Raw genomic sequence first — 26337 nt, 5'->3', positions numbered from 1 at the left:
GTTCGAGCGCTACGAGCGCCTGTTCGCGCGGGCGCTCGCGGGCGAGGTGGACGTGGAGGCGGGGTCGCTTCTGGTCAGGTGACCGTGGCCCGGACGGCCTTGCGCGCAAGCGGGCGCGCGAACTTGCCTTCAGCGTCGGCGATGGACACCATTGCGGTCGTCGCGCAACGCAGGTGGCGGGTTCTCGGATGGCGGACTTCCCGGGCAAGACAATCGTCGCAACGGAAGCTTCGTATGCGGTCCGGAGCGGACCGTTCGGGCTGGCTTCCATCGCCATCCGCCTGGCGCCGTTCCAGTTCGATGCGGAGCGCCACGATACGTCGCTCCGCTGCGATCAGATCGATCTCGACCTGGGTGATCTATCCGCGCTGGCGGGAAAAGTGTTCGATTTCCCCTTCAATCCCGAGCCCGGCTACATCGATGGCAGCCTCTATCTGCTGAACCGACATGTCCTCTTCCTTACCCGGCGCCTGTCGTTCGGCGTGGTCACCCAGGATGCGATCCCGTTGAAGATCGAGGGATTGCTGGAGTTCAGCAGCAGCGGCTTGCCCGGGCACGCGGACGTTGAACTCTGCCTGGAAACCGCGCTCCCGCTCCCGCCGACGCCTGCCGAACTGGGACGGCTGGTGGAGCAAGCCATCAACGAGACGGGGGCGCGGTCGCCGCGCGATGTCGGCAAGGTCATGGCGCTGCTCGCCCGGAATCCTCGCGCCCGCGACCGGCTGGCCGAGCTCAATGGCGAGGTGCGCCGGGTACTTCTGGCGCGGGACGGGCGGGACCGCTGAGCGGTGATCCGCGCCCGTGGAGACAGACAGTCCTTTGAGAGCTTGAGCGAAGCGCGGAAAGTGACGCCTCGCGCCACGAGCATCGGATGAGCGGGCGTCGGCGGGTTGCCTATTTCTTGCGCAGCCTCGTCAGCGACTCGACCAGTCCGTCATTGCGCACCATGCACAGGTAGCGGCCATCCGGATAATCGACGATCAACTCGGTGACGCTGTCGTTGACCGGCACCCGGGTGACCAGCGCGCCATCCGCCTGCGCGCGCGCGTTGCAGGCACCCAGCAGCGGCGCATCGGCGCCCGGACGCGTGCCGGTTGCCGGCACGCTGTAGCGGTTGCCCGAGACATTCCTGAAAACCGCGCGGCAACCGTCCTTCACCCAGACGGAGTGGTGGTAGAGGCCCCAGGTCTGGCCTTGTTCGCAGCGCGCCTTGCTCAACTGGCGGACCAGCCGCACATCGCCGTGGGTATCCATCGGGCATTCGGCTTGCCGCTGATCCTCGGACTCGCAGGTGACTTCCGCGGCGCCATCGGACCGGGCGTCCGACCGGTTGCCCCTGCCTGTATCCGCACTGGCCGTGGCGGCCACGTTTCCTATCGTACAGACGCCGTTCGCGCCACCTTGGCCGGTATAGGAAAGCTGCACGCCTCCGTCCGGCGACTGGCTGATGGAGAGTGTGACGCCGCTCTGCGCGTCGTGGGCCTCGAAATAGTTGTCGTTGACGCGCTTGAGCTGGGTTTCCCGGCCGTTGACGTAGACCGGGCCACCGTCGTCGGCATGGACCTCGATCGCGCCCGGGCAGGTGGCGTTGAAGCCGGGAATCGCGGCGGCGGCCTGGCCGCCGAGTCCGAAGGACAGGACGACCGCGCCTGTCAGCATCCATCCGTTCATCCCGGTCATCCTTTGCTGGTGGTGAGGTGGAGAAGCTTACTCCCGCGCAGCTTCATCCGAACGCGGGGTTCTGTGACCCCTGGCGGATTCGGCGCATCCGGCGCCGGATGCGAGGGAACCTCCGCCATTGACGCGCGAAGCCGGCCGCCGGAGCATGCTGTCACCTCCCGTGATCGGGCAGGGGAATGCTGGGGCTCAATCGAAGGGGACGAAGATGGCACGGGTTACCGGAATCGGCGGCGTCTTTCTGAAATGCCGGGGCGACAGCGCCGCGCTGGCCGCGTGGTACGAAAAGCATCTGGGCATGCCGCTGGAGCCCTGGGGCGGCGCGGTGCTGCGCTGGCCGGACGACAAGGCCGGGGACGGGGGCCTGACGGTATGGCATCTGGCCAAGCCGGACAGCCAATGGTTCAGCCCCAGCGAATCGTCTTTCATGATCAACTACCGGGTCGATGACCTCGACACGCTGCTGACGCAGTTGCGCGCGGCCGGAGTGGACATCGTCGGCGGACCGGAATCGCACGAGAACGGCAAGTTCGCCTGGATCATGGATCCGGACGGCAACAAGGTCGAACTGTGGGAACCGATGCGCTGGGACGAGAAGAACAAGGGCGGGTGAGCCGCGTCTCGAATGCACGATGCCCACTGGGCGGCACGGCGAAGCTGTGCTGCTTTCGATGGGGAGGGAAACAGGCGCATCGCGCCCGACGCAACGCTCAGGGAATGCGCGTGAACGTCGTGGTCTGCAGGATCGGGCTGCCTTCCTTGCTGAAGAACGCCTTGGTCTCGGTCAGCGTCCTGCCGTCCCCGTTCACCGTGTAGATGCGGGTGGACGAGGGCGTGCCTTTGTAGGCCAGTTGCAGGACCAGCACGTTGGGCGCGGGCATCTTCATCGCCGACACGTCGGCCCAGTAATCGCCGGTGACCGGGCCCGGGGTGCCATCCAGCGGCAGCAAGGCGTCCGAATGCAGGGTGCTGCCATCCGGATTGACGATGTTGACCTGCGTCGTCCACTTGCCATCCGCATGATCGTGGAACTCCAGGGTCACGCTCTTCGGGCGCGCGTCCGGCGGCATCGGCAGCTTGTCGACATCGATGGCCCATTTTCCCGCCAGGGGAGACGAGGCGGGGGAATCCGCGAAAGCCGGTGAAGCGTGCAGCGCGGCGGCGGTCAGCAGGGCGGCGAACAGGATCTTCATGGGCATCTCCAAGGGGAGGGGTGGAACCGGGACGCGACGGGAACCCAGCGTACCTCCCGGGTCGCGGGATGTATTTGACGGATTCCAACATCCTGCGGGAAGGTCAGGTCGAGTCCGCTTCACGCGCCAGGCGGCCCCGGACAAAAAAAGAACGGGAGGCGCCGCGCGCCTCCCGCCATGAATTTATATAACGCCGGGGGGCTTGCGGCAAGGCCCGGCGCGTGCGGCAGCATCGCCGTCCTGTCGAAACGGCAACGCAACGGAGCCACGCGATGACGCAGTCCCCGACGTACTACCACGGCACCCGGATCGCCTTTCAGCCAGGCGACCTGATCACCCCGGGCCATGTCTCCAACTACGGCGCCCGCAGGCAGGCGAGATTCGTCTATCTGTCCGCCACCCTGGACGCGGCGATCTGGGGCGCCGAACTGGCGGTCGGCGACGGGCCGGGCCGGATCTACATCGTCGAACCCACGGGCGCGCTCGAGGACGATCCCAATCTGACCGACAAGCGGTTTCCCGGAAATCCCACCCGCTCGTACCGCTCCGCGCATCCGTTTCGCGTCATCGGCGAGGTCGCGTCGTGGGAAGGGCACTCGCCGCAGCGGCTCGCGGAGATGCGTGCGCATCTCGAACAGCTGAAGCGGCAGGGCATCGAGGCAATTGAGGAATGAACGGGGCGGCGCGTCGAGGGCTTCATTGTGCGCATGGTATTGAACGCCGCGGTCGAGGCCTGGGGGAGTCCCCGGGAAACCGGCGCCGGCCCGCCACGCCTGTGAAGAAAAATCCGTTCTGTCCGCCCGTTTTCGCGATGCGTCCGATGCGACACGCGGGCCCCTCTCAGGAGCGCTTGTCCAGCGCGCCGGACAGTCCGGCCGCCATGCGTTCGGCCAGTGAGCGCTGCAACGGCACGTAGTCGTCCATGTCCGTCTTGCCGCTGTATTCGCCCGACCACAGCAGGCGGCCCTCCCGCCTGTCGACCAGGGTCAGCACGACGACGGTCTGCTGCGGCGTCTGTCGGACGCTGACGCGGGCGTGCAGGTCGGCTTCCCGGCTGTCGGTGGCCACGCGGTAGCCGGCGGGCAGGCGATGGCTGATCTGCGCGGTCAGGCTTTCGCGCAGGCCGGCGTTGAACTTCGGGAACAGCACGTATTCGCACAGTCCCTGCACCGGCTCGATGGCGATGCGATGCTCGGGCGGTGAAAGCGCCGCATGCGCCCAGAGCGCACCGCCGATGCCCAGCGCCACGGCGAGCAGGCCGCCGGCCAGCGGCCACCGGGCCACGGCGCGTGGCATCGGGCGCGGCGGGGCCGGCAGCGGCACCAGGGCGTCATGTTCATCGGCCAGCGTGCCGATGAAGCGATATCCCGCGCGCGGCCGGGTCTGGATGTAGCGCGGGGTTTCGGCATCGTCTTCCAGCAGGGCGCGGATGCGGCGGATGCAGGTGTTCAGCGCGGCGTCGCCTCCGGTGCCGGCGCGCGGCCAGAACCGTTCGAGTAGTTCCTGCCGGGTCACGATCCGGTCGCGGTGCGCGATCAGGCAGGCCAGGACATCCACCACCTGGGGTGGCGCGTCCAGCGGAATGCCGTTCCGGAACACCTGCAAGGCGACCGGGTCAAGCCGGAAATCATCGAAGCGCAACATCATCTCCTCCCTGTTCCACCGGCCTGGAAGCCTTGCGGTGACGACATGTCAGCCAATGTCACGACATGTCATTGGGCGATTCTGACAGAAGGCCTCAGGCTTTTCCGGACCGCTCGGCCACCGATCTCGGGAAGCAGCCTCGCCTTCGCGATCCCGGCCACAGCGGACATGCGGGTGGTGACGATGCCCGTTCGTCATCGCCCTTCGTTTTCTCGCCGGAGCCCGTTCATGCATTTCGCCGTGCGCGTCGCGTGGTGTGTCCTTTTCCTTGCCGGGATGGGCCTCGCCGGTCCGGCGCGTGCCGAGCGGACGGAGGTGGAAGTCCGTGTGCTGGCGCGAGGAGCCAAATTCCTCGGCGGATACACCGCGCCGGTGCGGGTGGTCCTGAGCGACGCCGATACCGGCGAAGTCCTGGCCCGCGGCCAGACCATCGGCACCACCGGCGATACCCGGACCATCCTGGGTACGGGGACTTCTCCGGGCGGAAAGCGTTCCAGTGCGGGTTCGGCGGTATTCCGGACATCGCTCGACCTGGACCATCCGCGCCGGGTCACGGCGAGCGTGACCGGACCGCTCGGCCAGCCGCAGGCGCTCACGACCGCCACCAGTACGCAATGGGTATTGCCGGGCCGTCACGTCACCGCCGGCGATGGTTGGCTGCTGGAACTGCCCGGCCTGATCGTCGACGTGGCCAGCCCGGTCGCCTATCGATGGCTCAGGACGGGCGCGAAGCTGCCCGTGCGCGTGGGCGTCACGATGCTGTGCGGCTGCGCGATTTCCGAACAGGGGCCCTGGCGCGTCGGTGACACCGAGGTCGACGTCCATGTGACGGTCGATGGCGGCGCCCCGCGCCGCTACCCGCTCCGCTTCGATCCGGATAGCGGATTTTTCGGCGCGGACTTTCCCATCGACCAACCCGGGTTGTATGAACTGGAAGTGCGCGCCTGGATGGGGACGAGCAACAATGCGGGCGTGGCGCGCACCGCCTCCTTCGTTCAATGAACGAGCATCCGGGCGAAGCGATGGCAGGGTATCCGGCATAGGTTGGAACGCTGGCGTGATGAAAACAAAGGGAAACCGGAGAAACGACATGAAGGTCAGGGGACTCATGGCTTGGCTGCTCGCGCTAGCTTGCCTGTCGCCTTGCGCGGCATTCGCGGGCGACAGCGTGTTGTCGCGCTCGCTGCAACGGCAACTGGAGGTCAATCGCGAGCGCTACGGCATCGCTGGCCAGGCCCTGCTGGTCGTCCATGATGGCCGGGTGATATTCCGCGGAGTGGATGGTGAGGCAAACCTGGAAACGCATCGGCCCATCGCGCGTACCGATGTCTTTCCCGCGTATTCGCTGGCCAAGCTGTTCACCAGCACCTTGATCATGCAATTGGTCGAGCAGGGGCAAGTGGATCCGGAAGCGCCCGCGAGTGTGTACCTGCCTGGACTGCCCGCCGCCTGGCGGACGATCGCCGTGCGCGATTTTCTCGACCACAGCTCCGGCGTGCCGGAATACTTCGACAACCGGAACGGCGCCGGCGCCGCGACGGACACCGTCTTCGCCGGGGACGCGGCGAGCGTATTCGCGTCGCTGGCGGAACGACCGATGCAGTTCGCGCCCGGCACCGACACGCGCTACACGCAGACCAACTATCTGGTGCTGGCCGCGTTGCTGGAAGCCCACTACCGGAAGCCATACGCGCGGATCGCGGAGCGTCGCATCCTGCGCAGGCTCGGCATGCGCCACACCTGGCTTGGGCCGGTCGGCTTGCCCCGGCGGGGCGTGGTGACGAGCTACATCGGCCGGGAGGGGCGACTGCGCGAGGACAAGGATCTGGCCTGGCCGGCCTACGCTTACGGCCACGCCGGCCTGTATCTGACGCTGGACGATCTGGGCCGTTTCCTGCAGGCGATGACGTCGGGCGAATTGGTGGGCAAGGCCACGCTGCGCCGCTTCTGGCAACCGCGCACCCTGACCGGCGGAAAACGCGGCTGGTTCGCCGCCGGTTGGGAATATGGCGAGAGCGACGGGTATCGCCAGGTCGGCCACGACGGCGGCACCCGCGTCCGTGCCCGCATCGTGTTCAAGGATTTGCTGGACGCAGATGTCTTTGCATTCGCCTACATGACCAACGGCAGCGCGAGGAATGTCTGGTCGCGCGTGCTGATGGACAGCGCGATGGCGGCAACAGCGCCGGAACGGTTTCCGGCGGAAGCCTTGGCGGAGAAGTTGACCGCCCATGCCTTGGCGAAACCGGCCGGGAGCGACATGCGGGCCTGGGCTCAGTCGATTCGCATGAACGGCGCGCTGACCGACGCCGAACTGGAGCGGACCGTCAACAACACCGGCTATACCCTGCGCGAGAACCTCGGCGCGGGTGCGGCGTCGCCTGTTTTTGAACTCAATACCGTCCTGTTCCCGGCGTCGGCCAACGCCTGGGACAGCCTGGCCGAAGCCCACGCCGCCAGGGGCGACACGGATGCGGCAACCGCAGCCCGCGAGAAGTCGCGACAGCTCGCGATACCGGCGGGAAGCGACCACCCAGGGCGTTGAAGCGACACGCGGCTGACGTAGTATTCCGCATCGCTGGTCTTGTCCTGTTCGAGGAGAGTGCGGTGGTGACAAGGATTCTGGAACGACAGGATGGGCCATGGAGGGTGGCGCTTCGCGACGGCGACCGTTGATGACGGATCATTCCCGCAAGGAACTGCTTGTTTTCGCCATGGCGACGGATGAGCGCGGCCTGTTCGTTTTCGCCAATGAAAGTGAAGCGACCTCCTACTGCGAAGGCCTGGATGTGGAGGCCGGCGGATGGTTTTTCTGGAATTCGGGTGGTGTTCCGTTGGAGCCCGAATTTCTCATGCCGAACACGCGAGGAAGGTTCTCGGTCGGAAACGGCCGCTATCGATTGATCCGGGCGGCGCCGGATCATCATGCGGACCTCGCCGGAATGCTGGACGGGATGGCGCTTCTGGAGCCGAATCCATTCTTCGCGTCCGTGGCCGAAGTAAAGGCGCACCTTGCCGGTCGGGGCGGGCGCACGAGCGCCCCGGAGGACGCTGGCGAATCATGGAATGCGGATGGGGCGCGTGTTCCATCAGGCCATGGCCAGTTTCCCGGCAATGGGCACGGACAGGGGCATGGGGAACATGACGCAAACGGATTTCAGCGCCGGAGACGTGAACTCATGGCGCCACGCTGGCTGGAGATTTGCGTCGGCCTGGCCCTGATGCCCTTCACGCTGATGTGCCTGGCGGGTTCGGTGATGATGATTGCGTGGCCTGCGAAGAAAGCCCCGAACCTGTCCATCGCGCTCGGACTGGTTTTCGTCCTGGTATGCCTCTGGATCCTGGCCGTCAGCGTTCGCCTTGTCCTCAATCGGCCACGGCAGGGAGGGCTGCTCGGTCCTTTTGCGCTTCGCGCCTCGGCTGTGCTGTTTTTTGCGCTGCCGATAGGAGGATTGTTCACCGGGCACTATCGGGCGTTTGGTCTCGTCGCCATCGGACAAGCCATCTGTTATCTCCTCGTGGCGGGGAAGCTGTGGTCACTGGCCGGGCAACGCGCACGCAGGACCCGGTGATTATCATCCCGTCTGCCGCGCGTACCTTCCGGGCGACATCCCCACGTACCGGCTGAATGCCGCGCTGAAGGCGCTGAGCGAACCGTAGCCCACGCGTTCGGCGGCTTCGCCGACGCTAGCGTCGTGGTGGCGCAGCAGATCCCGGGCCAGCGCCATGCGCCAGGACAGCAGGTACTCCATCGGCGCGACGCCGACCTGGCGGGTGAAGCGATCGAAGAACGCCGAGCGTGACAAGGCGGCCCGCTTCGCCAGTTGCGCGACGGTCCAGCCGTGCCCGGGGCGCGCATGCATCTCGCGCAGGGTGGGGGCCAGGCGGGCGTCGGCCAGTCCGCGCAGCAGGCCGGGAGGATGTCCTTCGCCGCTGGAAGCACGCAATGTTTCCATCAGCAGCAGATCGACCAGGCGCGCGAGCACGATCTCGCGGCCCGGATGATCCGCGTCGGCTTCTTCGCCCAGCAGGTGCACCAGCATCGACAGCCGCGGCTGGCCGCGTATGTGCACCAGCGCCGGCAGCAGGGAGGCGAGCAGGGCCGGGTCGTGCGCGTCGAACTGGAACCAGCCGCCGAGCAGCCGCACGTCCGGCGGGCCGTCCGGTCGTCCGTGGCGGATATCCGCGGTGCGGGCGGCCGCGGCATGCGGGTCGATCCGGGTGGGGAGATGGGTGTCACCGCTGCCCAGGGTGAAACCGGGCGTCGCCGGCAGCAACACGAAATCGCCGGCTTCCAGCGCGACCGGCGCATGGCCATCGACAGCCAGCAGGCAACCGCCCTCCCGCACCACGCAGAAGCTGGGTTCGCCGAATTCGGTGTAGCGGACCGACCAGGTGCCGGCCCCGCTGATGCCCTTGGAGAACACCGCGCGGGGCCGGAGGAGGCGGACGACATCGGAGAGTGGGTCGCTCATGGCCGGATGATGGCTAAACAAATGAGGACTTTATCGCATGGATAGTCCGGATGCGCGTCTCTATCGTCTGTACTCCCTTTCCTGGAGTCTTCTGCAATGAAAACCGTCCTGATCACCGGCTGTTCCTCCGGCTACGGCCTGGAGACCGCCCGCCACTTCCACGCGCAGGGCTGGCGCGTGATCGCCACCATGCGTACTCCGCGTCCGGACCTGCTGCCTTCGGACGAGCGCCTGAGTGTCCTGCCGCTGGATGTCACCCGGCCGGAGAGCATCGCCGCGGCCCTGCGCGCCAGCGGCCCGATCGACGTGCTGGTCAACAACGCCGGCATCGGCCTGTTCGGCGCCTTCGAGGCCACGCCGATGCGGACGGTGCGGGACATCTTCGAAACCAACACCTTCGGCGTGATGGCGATGAGCCAGGCGGTGATTCCGCAGTTCCGCGAGCGCGGCGCGGGAACGATCATCAACGTCACCTCCAGCGCCACGCTCGCACCGATGCCGCTGGTGGCGGCGTATACCGCCAGCAAGACCGCCATCGAGGGCTTCACCGCCTCGCTGGCGCATGAGATGGAAACGGTGGGGGTGACGGTGAAGCTGGTCGAACCGGGCTACGCGCCCACCACCCGTTTCGCCGTGAACGGCGAAGAACGCATGCGCGGATTGATCCCCGAGGCCTATGCCGGTTTCGCCAACCGGGTGTTCGCGGCGTTCTCCGAGGGCGGCGACTTCACCCGCGAAGTGGATGTGGCGCAGGCGGTGTGGCGCGCGGCGACCGACACGAGCGGTACCCTGCGCTTTCCCGCCGGCGCCGACGCGGTGGCGCTCGCGGGGGCGAGATAGTCGGCGTACCGGCGGCGTCTTTCGCCAAGTCGGGAAGACCGGAGATGAACGATACGGTCCGCGTCGTCATGGATGGCGTTCATCCGGATGAACATGCGTGGGCCCCGTCGTTGTCGCCACGACGGAAAAGTCGGAGTAGGGTGGGGCCATCGTGACGGGATTCCGGTGAGCCGGATACCCGCATGGCAGCAGGGGGACGCCGGTTGGAGTCACTTGGTCGCCGATGGTGGGTGGATGCGGGCCTGGTATCGCTGGCCTGCGTACTGCTGCAGAACATCGACGTCAGTTACGACGCGCGTTTCTTCAACCAACCCTGGCTCGGCGGACGCGCTTCGCTGGTGCACGTGCAGACGGGGTTGCTGTTCGCGGTCGCGTTGTTGCGCGGTGATCGCCGGATTCTCGCCAGCGCGTTCGTGGCGAGTTTCCTGAGCTGGTGGTGGCGTGCGCGCACGCAGATGCCGCTGGAACCCGGCTACATCGCCGGCGTGGCGATTTCGCTGGGCCTGCAGTGGCGATGGACGGAGGCCTGCGCGCGCTGGGCTGGCGGCCCGTTCGGCGGCCGTCGCTGGTTGCAGGCCGCGGGCGTGGGGCGTTACGTGCTGGTGGGGCTGCTGCTGTTTCCGGCGGGCTGGGCGGCGCTGACCGCGGGACTGTATGCGGTGGCGGGCGAGGCGCCGGCCTCGGTCGCCAATGTCGCCCTGCAGTTGTTGATCGCCAAGCATGTCGGCGTGGGCATGCTGACCCTGCCGCTGCTGCTGTTCTGGAGCGACGACCGCCTTGTCCGGGCGCCGCGCCAGCGCGAACTGGCCGCGCTGGCCTGGCTGTGTCTGGGCCTGCTGGCCGGCCATCTGCTGGAAGCGCAGGACGGCGCGTCGACATGGATCTGGATGACCTGGATCTACGACTATCGCGCGCTGGTGGCGGCGCTGCTGTGCGTGGTCATGCTGCGCTGGCGGGTCGAGTTCTCGATGCCGCTGCTGACCCTGGTGCACCTGCTCATGCTGCACGCGCTGACCGGGCAGGCCCAGTACGCCACGACCACCGCGCAGATGGCGCGTTTGTCGGTGCACCTGGTTGAATGCAACTTCATCGCCCTGATGCTGGCGATGCTCTTCCTGATCAATCGCGAACGGTTGCAGCGTTTCCGGCATGTCCGCGAAATGGGCCGGCATGACGCCAGCAGCGGGCTGGCGAACGCCCATGCGTTGCAGGAGACCTGGCGCTCCCTGCCGGCGCCGCCACCGGTGATGGGCTTCCTGTTGCTGGATCAGATGGAGCGCGTGCTGGGCAGCTATGGGTGGCGCGCGCAGACCTCGCTGCTGCGCGAGGCCGGCCGGATCATGGCGCCCCTGGCGCAGGCGCACCATCTGGGGGGCGGGCAGTTCGTGCTGCTGCCGCGTGCCGGCGACGCCACGGCGGGCGCGGCGCAACTGGCGGATGTCCTGAAGCAATTGCAGGTCCGCGTGTTCAAGTGGCACGACGCGCAGCTGCGCCTGAATCCCTACATGGGCCTGGCGTTTCCGGCCGGACCGGGCGCGCGTGCGTTGGAGGAATGCGTGGCCGACGCCTGCGACGCCGCATTGCGGGCGCGGCGCAGCGGCGAGCGCCACCCGTTGTCCGCCAGCGCCGCGCAGCAGGCGGAGAACACCCCGCAATCGCGCCGGGAGCGCATGGTCGCGACGGCGGAAGCGGTCGCCGCGGTTCATGCCGGCCGCATCGAGCTGCATGTGCAGCCCATCGTCCGCATCGACGGCGGCCCACCCAGCCCGGGCTTCCAGGGCGAAGTACTGTGCCGACTGCGGACCGCCGACGGACGCCTGCTGCTGCCCGGGCAGTTCATGGCCGAGATCGAGGAAGGCGGGCACGCGGCGGATCTGGACATCGCCGTCATCGAGACCCTGTTCCACTGGTTGCGCGCGCATCCCGAACGGCTGGCCGGGATCACCCGCATGGGCATCAACCTCAGCGGCCGGAGCCTGGCGTCGGCCTCGTTCCGCGCCCGGCTTTCCGCATTGCTCGAACGCTCGCCGCTGCCGCTGCACGCGCTGTGCTTCGAATTGACCGAAACGGCGGCGATCACCAGCCAGGCTTCCGCGCTCGAACTGTTCCGGGAGCTGCGCACCCACGGTTGCCGGCTGGCGCTGGACGATTTCGGCAGCGGCGTGCAGAACTTCGAACGACTCAAGCAGGTGCCGGTGGACTGCCTGAAGATCGATGGCCAGTTCGTCCGCAACCTGCAGAACCAGCGAAGCGATCTGGAAATCGTCCGCGCGGCGGTCGCGGTCGCCAACGCCCACGGCCTGACCACCGTGGCCGAGTATGTCGAGACCGCCAGCCTGGCCGAGGAACTCGGCACGCTGGGCGTGCAATGGGGGCAGGGCTATCACCTGGGCCGGCCTCAACCGATCGCGGTATGGCTGCCGGCGTAGCGGCGATTATCGAATGCCGGGAACCGCGTTCCGGAGCTTCCCGCGCCCGCGAGATGGAAGCTGCACGCTTCGACGCGGCTTCCGCCATGCACACCCCCTTGACCGGCGCACCCGCAAGGATCCATGTTCTTGACCGGATGCCCCAAGGGAGAAGGGGATGCCCCGCATCGACAAGACCGCCCTGCCGGCGCTGCTGTTCGTCGCGCTTCACGCCGGTGCGATCGGGTTTTCCGGCGGCGCGCCGCTAGCGTCCTATCCCTTTCTGATCGCCGCGCCGCTGCTGGCCGCCGCCAGTTGCCTGCGACGGGCGTGGCGCGGACAGCGACTGCTGGAGCAGGGCTGGGCCGCCGCCGCGCTGGCGATGCTGCTGTGGGCGGCGGGCATGGCGATGGCGCTGTGGCAGGCGATGGGCGGCGGCGATGCGGCCAGCGCCGCGAGCCTGCTGCTGTATGTGCTCTACGGCGTGCCGCTGACTTTCGCGATCGCCAGCGTGGGCAACGAGGCGTGGTATCTGCGGCTCATCGATGTGCTGCTGGTGGTGGCGCTGGGGACGCTGTACGCCATCCATACCGTGATCCTGGCCACCGACCAGAGCGTGGGCAGCCAGAGCTTCCTGGATCTGCGGCTGACCCTGGATCTGGAGAACCTGTTCATCGCCGTGTTCGCGCTGGCGCGGTTCCTCGCCGGCACCACGCCGAACACGCGCGATTTCTTCCGCGCCCTGTCCGGTTTCGCCATCGCCTACCTGCTGGTGGCGGGCGTCATCAATCATTTCTTCGCCGATGTCGACTATGGCGGATACCCCGACCTGATCATCAGCCTGCCGTTCCTGTGGCTGGCGATGCGCGCATGGGCGCCGCCGTCGCCGCGCCCCGCGCGCGCGCCTTCTCCGCGTCGCGGGCACCTGGTGCGCGCGGGCAGCCACCTGTTCCTGCCGCTGACCCTGCTGGTCATCTCCGCGCTGGTGGTGGCGCACGAGCCGTGGCTGGGCAGCGTCGGGTTCGTGATCGCCACCCTGGGCGCGGGCGTGCGCGGCATGCTGCTGCAGATCCGGACCTACGAGGAGCGGGATCACCTCGATACGCTGGCGCGCATCGACGGCCTGACCCGGATTCCCAACCGCCGCCATTTCGAGGAATCGATGGAGCGCGAGTGGCGCCGTTCCCTGCGTTCGGGGGACTCGCTGGCGCTGCTGCTGGTCGATATCGATCATTTCAAGCGGCTCAACGACACCTATGGCCACCCGGCCGGCGACCGCATCCTGCAGAACGTGGCGCGGGCGCTGGCCGCCTGCGCGACCCGCTCCTCGGACACGGTCGCCCGTTACGGCGGCGAGGAATTCGCCGCGCTGCTGCCTTCGATCGGGCGCGAAGGCGCGCTGAAGGTCGCCGAGGCCATGCGCGCGGCCATCGAGGGGCTTGCGCTGCCTTCTCCCGCCGGTACCGGCCGGATCACCGTCAGCGTCGGGTTGGCCTACATCGTCGCGGTCGAGGGCGGATATCCATCGGAACTGCTCGCGCAGGCGGACGAAGCGCTGTACCGGGCCAAGGCGGAAGGACGCAACTGCGTGCGCGAGGCGACGCCGGCGGTGATGTCCTGGCAGCGGCCGCAGACCCAGGTGTAGGCGATACCGGCGGCAGGTTAGGGCCGCTTCACGCCATCCCGCGCGGAAGCGGCCGCAGCAGCAACAGCAGGCACAGGCCGAACATGAATATCGCCATCACCACGTCCAGCACGCGCCATGCGCGGGGATTGCGGAACACCGGCAGCAACAGTCGCGCGCCATAACCCAGGCTGGAAAACCACGCCACGCTGGCCAGGCAGGCGCCAACCGCGAAGGCGACGCGTGCGCCACCGGCGTAGCGCGTGGACAGGCTCCCCAGCAGCACCATGGTGTCCAGATAGACGTGCGGATTGAGGAAAGTGAAGGCCAGGCAGGCCAGCAGGACGCGTCGTCCGTCGGCATCGCCACCGGTCGTGGGCGCCAGCGCGCCGCCGCCCTGCCAGGCGCGGCGCGCCGCCATCAGGCCGTAGATCGCCAGGAAGGCCGCGCCGCCGTAACGGAGCGCTTCCAGCAGGGAAGGCCATCGATGCACCAGCGCGCCGATGCCGGCCACGCCGCAGGCGATGAGCAGGATGTCGCCCGACATGCAGGTCAGGACCACGCGACCGACATGCCGGCGCAGCAGCCCCTGGCGCAGGACGAAGGCGTTCTGCGCGCCGATGGCGATGATGAGCCCGGCGCCGGCGGCGAATCCGGCGGATGCGGCAGGGAGGAGCATGGACGACATCCGGCGACGGGGCAGCGCAGACTGCCGCGCCGGGTGGATTAAGGCCAGCTGATTTTGCTTTAGGCTGTGAAGCAAATCTAATCTGGAGTTTCGGCCGTGGACCTCATCCACCCGCAACTGGCCGCGTTCGCCGCGGTGCTGGAGGAAGGCAGTTTCGAGGCGGCCGCGCGCCGCCTGTCCGTCACGCCCTCGGCGGTCTCGCAACGGATCAAGGCGCTGGAGGACCGGCTCGGACAGGTGATCGTCGTGCGCCAGGCGCCCTGCCGGCCCACGCCCGCCGGCGAGAAGCTGCTGCGGCGCGTGCGGCCGATGCAGGCGCTGGAGGCCGAGGCGCTGGCCGACTTCCTGCCCGAAGCGGCGGACGCGTCGACGTCGCGCTCGATTGCCGTCGCGGTGAACGACGACTCGCTGGAAACCTGGTTCCTGGGCGCCCTGGCGCGGCTGCACCGGCAGCACGGCTATCTGTTCGACGTGCGGGTGGACGATCAGGACCACACCCTGGAACTGTTGCGCGACGGTTCGGTGCTCGGCGCGGTGACCGCGGAGTCGCGTCCCCTGCAGGGATGCAACGTGCATCCGCTGGGCACGATGCGTTACTGCGCGATCGCCTCGCCGGCCTTCGCCGCGCGCCATTTTCCCCGGGGCGTGGACGCGGCGGCGCTCGCGCGAGCGCCGATGGTGGTCTACAACCGCAAGGACGAACTGCAGGCGCGTTTCGTCCGCCGCATCACCCGTGCGCGTCTCGCGCCGCCCACCCACTACCTGCCCACTTCCACCGGTTTCGTCGACGCCGCCGCGCTTGGCCTGGGCTGGTGCCTGGCGCCGGAATCGCTCGCGGCTCCCGCGTTGAAGGCCAGGACCATCGTCAACATCGATCCCGCCCGCTGGATCGACGTGCCGTTGTATTGGCAGCACGCGGCGGTGAGGTCGAGCACGTTGAGGCAGGTCAGCGATGCCCTGCGGGAGGCGGCGACCGGCGTGCTGCGCCTGTGAAAGGGCGTGGGCCGACACGGAAACCCGACGGCGTGTCTGGCTAGACTGGCGGCGTCAACCACGGGACAAGGAAACGCTCATGTGCATGGCATGCAATCCGGGTGCGGCGGAGTTCCTGCGGATGCGGCGCAATGTCATCGGCGGAATGGTCGGGCTGGGGATGGGAGCCTGGCTCGGCGGCACGTCGCCGGCGCGCGCGTTCGCGGGCAAGGGAGACGCCGATACCATCTTTCACAATGGCCCGATCCTGACCCTGGCGGGGCATGGCAGGGCCGAAGCGGTCGCGGTGCGCGACGGTCGCATCGCCGCGGTGGGCGCGCGGGCGGAAGTGAACGCCCTGCGGGGCCCCCGGACCCGCATCATCGACCTGGCCGGACGCGCCCTGTTGCCGGGGTTCGTCGACCCGCACATGCACTCGGCCATGGCCATCCTGGCGGAGTGGCTGGACCTCACCGCCTTCACCACCCCGACCCTGGCGGACGCACTCTCCAAGGTGGGGAACGCGGCGCGCCGGGCCCGCCCCGGCGAATGGGTCATCGGGCAGGGCATCGACCCTTCGCTGATGCCGGGGGAACCGCTTACCCGGCGATCGCTGGACGAGGCGGCGCCGGAAAACCCGGTCTTCATCCTGGAATCGAACGGCCACGTGGGCTACGCCAACAGCGCCGCGCTCGCGCTTGCGGGCATCGGCGCCGAACGCCCGGATCCGCCGCAGGGACGCTACGTCCGTGTCGATGGCGAGCTGACCGGGCGACTGGAGGAATCGCCCGCCTTCAAGCCGATCATGGCGGTGATGCCGATGCCCGACGCGAAGCGTTTCGTGGCCCTGACCCGCCGGCTTTTCGATGAAGCCGCCGCCGCCGGCTGCACCAGCCTGCACGACGCCGGCATCGGCGGCGGCGGCGTGCAGGATCTGGATGCGCTCGATGCGGTAATGGCGGCCAATCCGCCGGTCCGCTATTCCGGCTTTCTCACCTCCGACCTGATGGACGACTGGGTGGCGCGCGGGCTGAAGCCCGGGCACGGCGGGGACCGCTTTCGTCTCACCGGCATCAAGTTCTGGTCCGATGGGTCCAACCAGGCCCGGACCGGCTACCAGCGCGAACCGTACATCGGAACCGACAGTCGGGGAGCGCTGAATTACACCCGCGAAGCACTCATCGAAGGCGTGCAGCGGGCACATGATCTGGGATGGCAGGTGGGCATCCACGCCAATGGCGACGCAGCCATCGACACCACCCTCGACGTCTACGAGGCGGTCCTGCGGAAATCCCCGCGGCGCGACCACCGGCACCGCATCGAGCATTGCAGCCTCCTGCATGGCGATCAGATCCGCCGGATGCGGCAACTGGAGCTGTCGCCGTCCTTCCTGATCGGACACATCCATTACTGGGGGCGCGCGTTCCGGGACGACATCCTGGGGCCCGAGCGGGCGAACCTGTACGATCCCTGCGCCTCCGCGCTGAAGGGCGGACTGCGCATTTCCCTGCATTCGGATTTCAACGTCACCACGATCGAACCACTGCGGTACATCGACAACGCCGTCAACCGGAAGATGCGGGATGGCGGCGAGGTGCTCAATCCGTCCGAATGCATCACGGTCGAACAGGCCCTGCGCGCGGTCACCATCGATGCGGCCTGGCAGTGCCGGATCGACGACATCACCGGCAGCCTCGAGCCGGGCAAGTACGCGGATTTCGTGATCCTGGATCGCGATCCCACCGCCGTGAGGCCGGAAGAGGTGGGAATGCTGGCAGTGCGGGAAACCTGGCTCCAGGGTGTGCGACGCTACCCGCATCCGGACTAGGGCGGATATCCCGCATGTTTGGCGAACACGGAGAAACCACGTGCTGAAAATCTGGGGCCGCATCAACTCGTCCAATGTCCGCAAGGTCCTGTGGGCGGCGGAAGAGCTCGGGCTGGCGTACGAATCCATCAACGCGGGCGGCGCGTTCGGGGTGGTCGACGGACCCGAATACCGTCGCAGGAATCCGAATGGCCGGGTGCCGATGATCGAGGTCGGCGATTTCGTGCTGTGGGAATCCAACGCGATCGTCCGCTACCTGATGGCGCGCCATGGCGGGGAGGATCTCCATCCGTCCGATCCCGCCGCGCGCGCCGACGCCGACAAATGGATGGACTGGACCACGTCCACGTTCGCCGGACCGTTCCGTGGCGTGTTCTGGGGCGTGCTGCGGACACCGCCGCAGCAGCAGGACTGGGCGGCGATCCGGGCGGGCATCCGCGAAATCGGCGCATTGCTGCGGATTCCGGAGCAGGTGCTCGCCATCCAGCCGTATCTTTCCGGACAGGCGTTCGGCATGGGCGACATCCCGCTGGGCAGCTTCATCTACGCCTGGTTCGAGATGCCGATCGAGCGGGCGCCGACGCCGCATCTGTCCGCCTGGTACGAACGCCTGAAGGCGCGTCCGGCGTATCGGAAGGCGGTCATGACCGCGCTGACCTGAGGCGCGACGGCGACGGCGGCATGATGCGGATGCGTTCGACGACACCTGGGCGGACCGGTAGCGCGTGAGGGTGGCGCGCCGGTGCGGGGACAGGCCGGGCGGTTCCCGTGTTCGCGACCGAAGCGTCTGACAGCGGAAATCCGCGTCATGGGAAAGCGGCCGGCGCATGACGCGCTGGCGCGCGTGCGGTCGTCTCCCGCGTCGATTGGCGCGGAAGCAAGGGACGAACCCCGTTTCGCTGCATGGCGCTTGGCGGATGCGCCGTCAACCGCGAAGATGGCGGCTGCCGACGACGCTTCCCGCCCGATGATCACCTCCACCACGACCGAATACCTGTCCCGTCTGTTCGACGCCCACGGCATTGCCCATGTCACCGAAGGCGACTGGATCGCGCCGGACGGCGAGTTGCCGGCGATGCGCGCGATCTGGCATCCCGGTGACGCGACCGGTCGGCTGGACGTCCACGTGGTGCTGCCGGACAAGACCATCATCGAGGAGAACTTCGCCGGCATCGGCGAAGCCGAGGATGGCCTGAACGACGGCATGGCGAATTTCACCCGCAATTCCTTCCACGTATTCCTGTCGGCCCTGTGGGGTCGGACGGACGAGGAACAGGTGACGATGGAAAACTGGTCGATGGGCGACCGGGCGTACATGGCGCATATCGGCAATTTCGGCACCCGTGGTTCGGCGGGGATGCAACCGCCGATACCCGATGGGCTGTTCGGCCGGCTGGAAACCGCCATCCGTGCCGAACCACTGACCGCGCCCACGCACTGGTTCCGCTTCTTCTTCTGCAATCTCAACGGCGACTTCACCGTCGAGGCGTTGCGCGACAACGAGCCCTGGGATGCCGGAGAACACGCGCTGCGCTCGGCTGGCTGGTCCGCGCAGGATGGCTATTACAGCGTTCGCCTGTTCCTGATGCTGCGGGCGGTTTGACGCCGGCCGGTACAGGCTGGAATGTCGGAACAGGTTTCAAACGGTCGACGACGCCATTCCATCGCCGGCTTTCTCCGCCGTCGTTACAGATACCGTCACTCCCGCTACTGTCATTCCAACGAACGCTGGAATCCCTGTCGGCGCGATGTCGCGGGACTTGGAGATGGATCAGCCGCCCGTGGAAAAATGGGTTCCAGCGTTCGCTGGGACGGCGGGAACGTCGATGAAGTCGTCAAGGTTCGGCCCTGAGCAGGAAACGATGTGCTCCAGGCGCGGTGCCCATCGATATTGCCCTCCGCTCCCGTATCCAGCCCTCCGTCAACCTAGATCTCCGCGATGGACCAGATGGATCTTGTTGCCGTCGGGATCGCGCAGATAGGCGCCGAAGTACCCCTTGCCATAGTGTGGGCGTTCGCCGGGTTCGCCTTCGCTGCTGCCACCCGCCTGCAGCCCCGCGGCGTAGGCCTGCCGCACCTGCGCCTCGTCGTCGGCGAGGAACGCCAGCATGCTGCCGTTGCCGGCACTGGCGGGCTGCCGATCGAACGGCTCGTAGGCATAGAACCGGGGCAACGCCTGGCCCGGCTTGATCCAGCAGCGGGCAGCGGGGCCGCCGTCCGGCGTCACTTCACGCTGCCGCAGACCCAGCGGCAACAAGATGGCGTCGTAGAACGCGGCTGCGGCATCCAGATCGCGGACGCCGACGGTAACGTGACTGAACATGAGTGCCTTTTCCGGGGACGATGATTCTTGTGGCCGGAACAGTATCAGCGTTGTCGACGACGGCATAGCTCGGATGGCGTTGGCCGCCATGTTCGATGCACGAAGACGGACCGCTAAGGCGCATGACGCCGTTGGCGCCGGTGACGAAAGCGGTGCACTGTCCCCGCCGATCATTGGAAGCACAGCGGAAATCCGTCTGGATCGCCGACATGCAACTGCTTCATCCCGCAGGGCGCGATCCACGGTGGCTGGATCAATATGGTTTCGCGGTGGGCCATCGGTTGCAGGTCGCCGGACGGGGGCGGGTATTCCGTTGAAGCTGCCCGGCGACTGATCGGCTGCATGGCGAGGGGCGTCCTGTACCACACTCCTGGCAAGCATGTATGCGGTCCCGAATCACGTGGCCCGGGGGCCGCACGGCGCATCGACGCGTTGCGTTTCGGTCATCGAAACCGGCTGCGGCCATGATCACGCGGGTCCTCGGCAGACGGATGCTGCCCCGGTGCGCTGGCGAGGAATCGCTGGAGTGGCCACGAGAACAAGTGAGAGAAAACAGTTCCAGCGGAGAAGCAAACAAGAAGATTGAAATTGCAATTACACAGGAGTAAAACGGCGCGCAGATGCCGGGGAAGATGAGGGCATCGAGGATCCTGTCGCTCGGTCGGGGTAACGGCGCGGTTTGGGCTTGAGACCGTCTGGCAGGCTGCTTACGGACAAAGCGCGCCAGGATGCGGATGCAGGCGCGAGCCATCGGGGATTCCGTCGTGCCTATCGAAAGTTCCACTCCCTCGCCGCGTCTGGCGGGCCTCCTGCTGGTCATCGTGGTGGGCGTTCTGCTGGCGCCGTTGGGTCTGCGCCTGGCGGACGTCATTGCGCAGGTCACAGGCAATGGTTCACCGCCGGGCGTGGTGGTTTATGCGGATCCGGTATCGGATGCGGTGTCGGCCACCGCCGCCGAGTTTCGTGTGGACGAGTCCGGCGCGGCAACCTACGACGTGCCCTTGTACGCGGTCCCGGGAACCGCGGGCGTGGAACCCCGGCTGAGTCTTTCCTATTCCAGTCAGGCCGGCTACGGCCCGCTGGGCAAGGGCTGGTCAATCGGTGGCCTCTCTTCGATTACGCGCTGTCGCGCCACGCGGGAAGCCGGCGATTTCCTGGGCGCGGCCACGCCGGATGGCGATTTCCGTCCGATCAACTTCTCCGCCTCCGATCGCTTCTGCCTGGACGGTCAGCGGCTGGTGCCGGCCGCGGTGAGCTGTCCCGCCGCGGGCGGCATGAGCGGCGTGGCGCTGGCGACCGAAATCGATTCGTTCCGCCGCGTCTGCGCCTACACGGCCAACGCCGCGCTGGGACCGGCCTTCTTCACGGTGGAAGGCAAGGACGGCTCCGTCAGCTGGTACGGCGATCGCGACAACAATGGCAGCGCCAACCGACCGGATGGCTATGTCGAAACCACTTCGCCGCTGCGACCCGGCGCGGCGTTGTTCTGGGCACAGACGCGCTTCCAGGATTCCACCGGCAACTACATCGATTACGTCTACGCGGAAGATCCCTCCGGTGCGGGCACCGGCGAACATCTTCTGGCGGAAGTGCGCTACACCGGCAAGACCGCATTGCCAGGGCAATCGGCCAGCCAGGCGCCATACGCCAAGCTGCAGTTCAACTACAACGTGCGGCCCGCGGCCGAATGGACCCGCGCCTATGTGGCCGGTGGGGTGGTCACCGGTTCGCACCGGCTGGACAGCATCACCAGTTGCGCCACCGCCGGCAGCTGCGCCAAGGAGCAGCAAGCGCGCCATATCCTGCTGACTTATTCGGCCGCCCCCTCGGGCAGTGGTCTGGATACCCTGGTGGGGTTGCAGGAATGCCGGGACAACACCGCGGCGGTGTGCAGCGCGCCGACGGCTTTCCTGTGGAGTGAGGGCGCCCACCAGTTCGCCAGCTATGAGAAGCCGGCCAATCTTTCCCTGGCCACCGATCATTTCAAGCACTTCAAACTGGGCGATTTCAACGGCGATGGGCGGCAAGATCTCGCGGTGCTTTACCTGGCGGGGCAAGGGTGCACCGGTGGAAGCTGGATCATCAGCATGCTGGGAGCGCTGGATACCGCGGGCCGTCCCACTTTCACCAACGCGACCTACAACTGCGTTCCCGTCGACATCACCGCCCGGGGGGAGGGCGCCTGGCACTTGTTGGACTACAACGGCGATGGGCGGGACGATCTGTTCGTCTCGAGCGCCGCGGGACTGGGGTGGCGTGTTCATCCTTCCAATGGCACGCATTTCGACATGACGGTGGATCTCATCGCCGGGCTTTCTCCGGTGGTGCCTTCGGACAATGCTGCGAACCAGCAGGCGCAGGTGGCTGATCTCAACGGAGACGGTCTGACCGATATCGTCTATCCCTCCGCTTCGGGGATGCGGGCCCGCTTGATGGAGCGTCAGGCGGCAGGCTTTGCTTGGGGATCCGAGCGGATGGTCCAGATTGATCCTGCCGATCTACAGGCGGCATACACCTGCGCACCAGGGGATACCTGCACCAGTACCGCGGCTACCGCGCCGAGTACGCTCGGAAGTTTTACGCAACTGGCGGACTTCAACGGCGATGCCGCCTCGGATCTCCTTATCCAAGTGACAACACGGATTCGTTTCGCGGAACCGATCTGTGATCCGCTGATGGCTGCGCGCAGCTATGAGAATGTGATCGTCGACTCGACGCCGGACACCGCGAACGCGCCGGCGCGCCCACCCTGTGTGACTGGGGGCACGGCCTACAACCTGACAGCTTTCAGCGTGAAGTCGCTGACGTCGACTACGGTGACGCTGGGGGCCTACGGCGCGGTGGCCACCGGGTCGGTGTCCACGTTGCAGTTGGCTGATCTCAATGGTGACGGATTGACCGATTCGGTTTATCGCCGTATCGGAACCGGCCCTTGGCTATATCGGATCAACACCGGTGCAGGCATGCAGTATGACGTCGAGCTTCCGGTGCCTGGCGGATTGGAGGATTACGCGAAATTTGCCGACGTGAATGGCGACGGCCGCGCCGACGCACTCTATCTCGTGGATGTAGGCAATAAGGTTTACTACTGGCGCCGCGCGTTGGCCACGGGAGGGTTCGCCCCCGGTGCACCGCTGCCCGGCGGCAATGCCCGGCATTGCGATGGCAACTGCAATCCCGCCCAAAGTGCCGCTTGGTTCTCCGACACGGATGGCGACGGCAATCCGGATTTCCAGACCCTAAGTTTCTACGGCAGCACCGTCGCTTTGTATTTTTCGCGAGGCACCCAACTCTTCAGGCCCCGGGACGTCATCACTCGCGTCACCAACGGGCTGGGTCTGGAAACCGACATCACCTACGCCCCGCTGACCAATGCGGCCGTGTACCGGCGCGACACCGGTTCGCGCAACGGCCTGAACTGGGGGCGTGGTTCCGCGGTGATGGATCTGCTCACCCCGAACTATGTAGTGGCGCGGGTCGCCAGCTCCTCGCCGGTGGCGGGTGATCCCAGCGCCAAGGCCAGCGTCCACTATCGCTATGCCGGTGGACGCATTCAGGGCGGCGGGCGCGGCTTCCTCGGTTTCCGCGAAATCGCCACCGTGGATACCAACCAGTCCGGCGGTCATGTCGTGACCACCACGACCTACGCCCAGAACTTCCCGTACGTGGGCATGCCGGTGCAGACCGTGAAGTCGGCCGTCATCGGACAGGCCTACGCGGTGTCCCCCTGTCTGGCCGGCACTGTCAACGACAGCTGTTTCGCCACCCCGGGCCAGGCCTTCCCGTCACTGGGCGGCAGCTGGTTCTCCAACCAGATACAGAGCTGGGAATCGGCGCCGGCCACGTTGTCCGCGCAGGCGCCCCTGCACACCCGCACGCAGGGTTCGGAGGAATACCTGCGCGATCCCTACACCGGCGCGGTGACCAGTCGCGTGGCGACGGCCTTCAGCTACGGCGCGAACGGCAATGTCAGCCAGACCGTGGTGGATACCTATACCGGCGACAGCGCGCTCGTGTCCACGCTCATCACCAGCAACACCTACACCGATGACGTGGCCCGTTGGCGGCTGGGACGGCTTACGGCGAGCACCATCACCCATCGCCGCCCCGGGCAGGCCGACGTAGTGCGCACGACCGGCTTCGGTTATGCGATGGCCGGCGCGGCGACGGGGCTGCTGAACGAGGAGCGCGTGCAACCCGGCGGGAGCGCCGATCTCGCTTCGACCAAGGCCTATCTGCTGGACGAATACGGCAACCGCATCCAGTCCACCACCTGCGCCGCGCCGGCCACCAACTGCTCGACGGCGGGTTTCGCGTTCCATCCCGCCGCTCTGGACGCGGTCCAGCGCTACTCACGGGTGGAGTACGACGCAACCGGACGCTTCCCGGTGGCGACCTTCGAGCCGTTCTGGTCCGGTGCGGGCGCGCAGGAACTGCGTACCACGTTCGTCGCCGATCGCGACATCTTCGGCAATCCCGTCAATACGCTCGACGTCAACAACGTCCGCACCATGAAGATGGCCGGCCTGCTGGGGCGGGACTACTTCACCTGGGTGCGCACCGCGCCCAACGCCAACCCCGGGCAGGGCGGCGCCAGCGCCACTACCACCTACCGCTGGTGCGGCACTGGCGCCAATGCGGTCGAATGCCCGGATGGCGCCCGCTTCCGCCAGCAGGTGGCGGCGACGGAATCACCCCGCCAGTGGACCTACTTCGATGCGATGGGCCGCCCCCTGCTCAAGGCGGTGGAGAGTTTCAACGTCGGCGTGAACGGACAGGATGTGTCCGCTGTCTGCACCCAGTACGACACCGTGGGCAGGCCGACCCGCACCTCCAATCCGTTCTTCCTGCCGGGCGTCGCCGGGACCACCGGACCCACCGGCCTGGGGGCGGTCTGCGCCTCCGGCGAACGTCTATGGACCACGACCCGCTACGACATCCTCGGCCGGGTCACCGCCACGCAGACGCCCGATGGCAACCAGGTCACCACCACCTATGCGGGTCTGAGCACGACCACCCGTGACCAGCGAAACAACCCGGCCACCCAGATCCGCAATGGCAAGGGGGAACTGGTGAGCTCGGTCGATGCCAACGGCATGCAGACCGATTTCGCCTACACCGCCGACGGCAACCTGCGCAGCGTCAACCGCAATGCGGGCAACGGGGTCATCAGCAACAGTTTCAGCTACGACGTGCTGGGCCGGAAAATCCAGCAGAACGATCCGGATACCGGCATCACCCTGTTCCAGTACAACGCCCTGGGCGAGTTGATCGCCCAGACCGACAATGGCGGCTACCGGGTGGAACACGAACTGGACGCGCGCGGCCGTGTCTGGCGCAAGACCGCCAAACTGCCCGGCGGCGCCGTGGAAACCGTGTCCACTTTCGATTTCGACAACGCGGTCAACGGCGCGGGACAACTGGCCAGCGAAACCATCGCCGGCAACTACGGGGCCTGGTCCGGACAGACCGGAACCGAGCTGGCTTACTCGCGCCAGTACTTCTACGATGCGCTCGGCCGCCCGCAGGGCAGCCAGGCGACCGTGGACGGGCAGTGGTATTTCAGTTCCCAGGAATACGATCTGCTGGGTCGCCCCTGGAAATCGCAGGATGCCAGCCTGCTGTGGACCAAGACCCAGTACGGTTCGCGCGGTCCCATCGCGATCTGCGCCAGCGACAGCGTGGACGTCAATGTGGCCTGTGGCAGCGGCCCGGAAACCTACCAGCGCACCCTCGCCACCGACGCCTGGGGCAACGTGGTGCGCGAGCGCCGCGGCGAGTCGGCGGCGATGGAAATCGTGCGCCAGTACCACGCCCAGACCGGCCGCATCGCCGAAATCTGCGCGGGCAACGCCGCCTGCAACCTGGTCAAGGAGGCCTATGCGTGGGACGCCGCCGGCAACCTGAGCACCCACCAGAAGGAAGGCCGCTACCTGGAGACCTTCACCTATGACGCGCTCAACCGCCTGACCGAAGGGCGATTGGCGTGGGCCAACGGGGTGCCGGTCAACCAGGCCACGCTACTCAATGCCTATGACGGCCTGGGCAACATCTGCAGCAAGAACGGCACCGGCTACGCCTATCCCGGCGGCGACGGCTGCGTCGGCGCGCTGGCGATGCCGGTGGCCGGACAGATGCAGGCGGCGCGCGACCTCAGCAGCTACCTGCTGCCGATGGATAAGCGCGCTTCCCAGGGCGCCATGACCGGCGCCGCGGTCTCGTCGCAGCCGCTTGGGTCGCAGGCCACCGGCAAGGAAACCTCGGGTATGTCGCCTTCGCGTTCGAGGGCATTCCAGCGTTCTGCCGTCGCCGCGCGCTCGAAGTTCGTGAATGCGCGCACGGCGTCCGCATCCCCCTCGTCACTGCTGTCAACCAGCAGCATCGTCGCACTGGGCGCCATCACCGGCAGTCCGCACGCGGTCAGCCAGACCGGGCAGGGCGCTGCGGCCGAGTTCTATTACTACGACGAACGCGGCAACCAGACCCTGCGCGATGCGCCCGGCACGGCAAACGACCGCACCGTCCGCTACAGCGCCGACGGCAAGGCGCATGAAATCCAGATGGGCAACGGCCAGCGGGTACGGTTCTGGTACGGTCCGGACGGACAGCGCTACAAGCGCGAGGAAGCCGGCAAGGTGACGCTGTACCTGGGCGGGGTGGAACTC

20 protein-coding genes are annotated in these 26337 nt (G+C 67.2%); 14 read left to right on the top strand and 6 right to left on the bottom strand.

From position 1 onward, the window contains the following. Positions 1–188 precede the first annotated feature (188 nt). Positions 189–785, top strand: coding sequence for a GatB/YqeY domain-containing protein (locus ACTHN1_RS17820; protein ID WP_440472257.1), 597 nt, complete (start codon positions 189–191; stop codon positions 783–785). A gap of 109 nt (positions 786–894) precedes the next feature. Here ACTHN1_RS17820 and ACTHN1_RS17815 read toward each other — a convergent pair whose 3' ends face one another. Further along, on the bottom strand, positions 895–1671 hold the full coding sequence (locus tag ACTHN1_RS17815) for a DUF3011 domain-containing protein (RefSeq protein WP_440472256.1): 777 nt from the start codon (positions 1669–1671) through the stop codon (positions 895–897). Positions 1672–1885: 214 nt separating this feature from the next. Here ACTHN1_RS17815 and ACTHN1_RS17810 point away from each other — a divergent pair, with 214 nt between their 5' ends. After that, complete coding sequence (locus ACTHN1_RS17810) at positions 1886–2290, top strand: VOC family protein (protein ID WP_440472255.1); 405 nt, start codon at positions 1886–1888, stop codon at positions 2288–2290. 97 nt (positions 2291–2387) lie between these two features. On the opposite strand, the gene ACTHN1_RS17805 is transcribed toward ACTHN1_RS17810, so the two are convergent. After that, complete coding sequence (locus ACTHN1_RS17805) at positions 2388–2870, bottom strand: LuxR family transcriptional regulator (RefSeq protein ID WP_440472254.1); 483 nt, start codon at positions 2868–2870, stop codon at positions 2388–2390. Positions 2871–3142: 272 nt separating this feature from the next. On the opposite strand from ACTHN1_RS17805, the gene arr reads away from it, so the two are divergent. Next, on the top strand, positions 3143–3544 hold the full coding sequence (gene arr, locus ACTHN1_RS17800) for an NAD(+)--rifampin ADP-ribosyltransferase (protein ID WP_440472253.1): 402 nt from the start codon (positions 3143–3145) through the stop codon (positions 3542–3544). Positions 3545–3710: 166 nt separating this feature from the next. Here the strand turns inward: arr and ACTHN1_RS17795 are convergent, their stop codons facing one another. Then, the gene (locus ACTHN1_RS17795; RefSeq protein WP_440472252.1) at positions 3711–4514 is read right to left on the bottom strand and encodes a winged helix-turn-helix domain-containing protein; all 804 of its coding nucleotides are present in this window, start codon (positions 4512–4514) and stop codon (positions 3711–3713) included. Positions 4515–4559: 45 nt separating this feature from the next. On the opposite strand from ACTHN1_RS17795, the gene ACTHN1_RS17790 reads away from it, so the two are divergent. From ACTHN1_RS17790 to ACTHN1_RS17780, 3 genes are all read left to right on the top strand, one after another. Further along, entirely contained in the window at positions 4560–5516 is a 957-nt protein-coding gene (locus tag ACTHN1_RS17790) for a hypothetical protein (protein ID WP_440472251.1), read from the top strand. 88 nt (positions 5517–5604) lie between these two features. Beyond that, positions 5605–7059 carry a serine hydrolase domain-containing protein gene (locus tag ACTHN1_RS17785; protein ID WP_440472250.1) on the top strand — a complete coding sequence of 485 codons (1455 nt, stop codon included), beginning with the start codon at positions 5605–5607 and terminating at the stop codon, positions 7057–7059. A 130-nt stretch (positions 7060–7189) separates the two neighbouring features. After that, a complete protein-coding gene (locus ACTHN1_RS17780) occupies positions 7190–8086 on the top strand; it encodes a hypothetical protein (protein ID WP_440472249.1) in 897 nt (298 codons plus the stop codon). A 3-nt stretch (positions 8087–8089) separates the two neighbouring features. Here ACTHN1_RS17780 and ACTHN1_RS17775 read toward each other — a convergent pair whose 3' ends face one another. Further along, the gene (locus tag ACTHN1_RS17775; protein WP_440472248.1) at positions 8090–8989 is read right to left on the bottom strand and encodes an AraC family transcriptional regulator; all 900 of its coding nucleotides are present in this window, start codon (positions 8987–8989) and stop codon (positions 8090–8092) included. A gap of 96 nt (positions 8990–9085) precedes the next feature. Between ACTHN1_RS17775 and ACTHN1_RS17770 the strand changes: the two genes are divergently transcribed. From ACTHN1_RS17770 to ACTHN1_RS17760, 3 genes are all read left to right on the top strand, one after another. Continuing rightward, complete coding sequence (locus tag ACTHN1_RS17770; RefSeq protein ID WP_440472247.1) at positions 9086–9829, top strand: SDR family oxidoreductase; 744 nt, start codon at positions 9086–9088, stop codon at positions 9827–9829. A 230-nt stretch (positions 9830–10059) separates the two neighbouring features. After that, positions 10060–12258, top strand: a complete 2199-nt coding sequence (locus ACTHN1_RS17765) for an EAL domain-containing protein (RefSeq protein ID WP_440472246.1) — start codon at positions 10060–10062, stop codon at positions 12256–12258. 157 nt (positions 12259–12415) lie between these two features. Continuing rightward, positions 12416–13882, top strand: a complete 1467-nt coding sequence (locus ACTHN1_RS17760; protein ID WP_440472245.1) for a GGDEF domain-containing protein — start codon at positions 12416–12418, stop codon at positions 13880–13882. 28 nt (positions 13883–13910) lie between these two features. Here the strand turns inward: ACTHN1_RS17760 and ACTHN1_RS17755 are convergent, their stop codons facing one another. Next, positions 13911–14540, bottom strand: coding sequence for a LysE/ArgO family amino acid transporter (locus tag ACTHN1_RS17755; protein WP_440472244.1), 630 nt, complete (start codon positions 14538–14540; stop codon positions 13911–13913). A gap of 105 nt (positions 14541–14645) precedes the next feature. Here ACTHN1_RS17755 and ACTHN1_RS17750 point away from each other — a divergent pair, with 105 nt between their 5' ends. The 4 genes from ACTHN1_RS17750 (at position 14646) to ACTHN1_RS17735 (ending at position 18952) form a co-directional block, all read left to right on the top strand. Further along, positions 14646–15542 carry a LysR family transcriptional regulator ArgP gene (locus ACTHN1_RS17750; RefSeq protein WP_440472243.1) on the top strand — a complete coding sequence of 299 codons (897 nt, stop codon included), beginning with the start codon at positions 14646–14648 and terminating at the stop codon, positions 15540–15542. A gap of 79 nt (positions 15543–15621) precedes the next feature. Next, complete coding sequence (locus ACTHN1_RS17745; RefSeq protein WP_440472242.1) at positions 15622–17349, top strand: amidohydrolase; 1728 nt, start codon at positions 15622–15624, stop codon at positions 17347–17349. Positions 17350–17389: 40 nt separating this feature from the next. Further along, positions 17390–18010, top strand: coding sequence for a glutathione S-transferase family protein (locus ACTHN1_RS17740; RefSeq protein WP_440472241.1), 621 nt, complete (start codon positions 17390–17392; stop codon positions 18008–18010). A gap of 306 nt (positions 18011–18316) precedes the next feature. Continuing rightward, complete coding sequence (locus ACTHN1_RS17735) at positions 18317–18952, top strand: DUF6348 family protein (protein WP_440472240.1); 636 nt, start codon at positions 18317–18319, stop codon at positions 18950–18952. 318 nt (positions 18953–19270) lie between these two features. Here the strand turns inward: ACTHN1_RS17735 and ACTHN1_RS17730 are convergent, their stop codons facing one another. Next, positions 19271–19672 carry a VOC family protein gene (locus ACTHN1_RS17730; RefSeq protein ID WP_440472239.1) on the bottom strand — a complete coding sequence of 134 codons (402 nt, stop codon included), beginning with the start codon at positions 19670–19672 and terminating at the stop codon, positions 19271–19273. A gap of 764 nt (positions 19673–20436) precedes the next feature. Here ACTHN1_RS17730 and ACTHN1_RS17725 point away from each other — a divergent pair. Next, on the top strand, positions 20437–26337 hold a 5901-nt coding region (locus tag ACTHN1_RS17725; RefSeq protein WP_440472238.1), incomplete at its 3' end, for a toxin TcdB middle/N-terminal domain-containing protein.

The organism is Pseudoxanthomonas sp., from assembly GCF_051953815.1.
Taxonomy (GTDB): Bacteria; Pseudomonadota; Gammaproteobacteria; order Xanthomonadales; family Xanthomonadaceae; genus Pseudoxanthomonas_A.
Note: the sequence above shows the minus strand (reverse complement) of the source record. Positions and strands in the feature narration are given on the sequence as shown.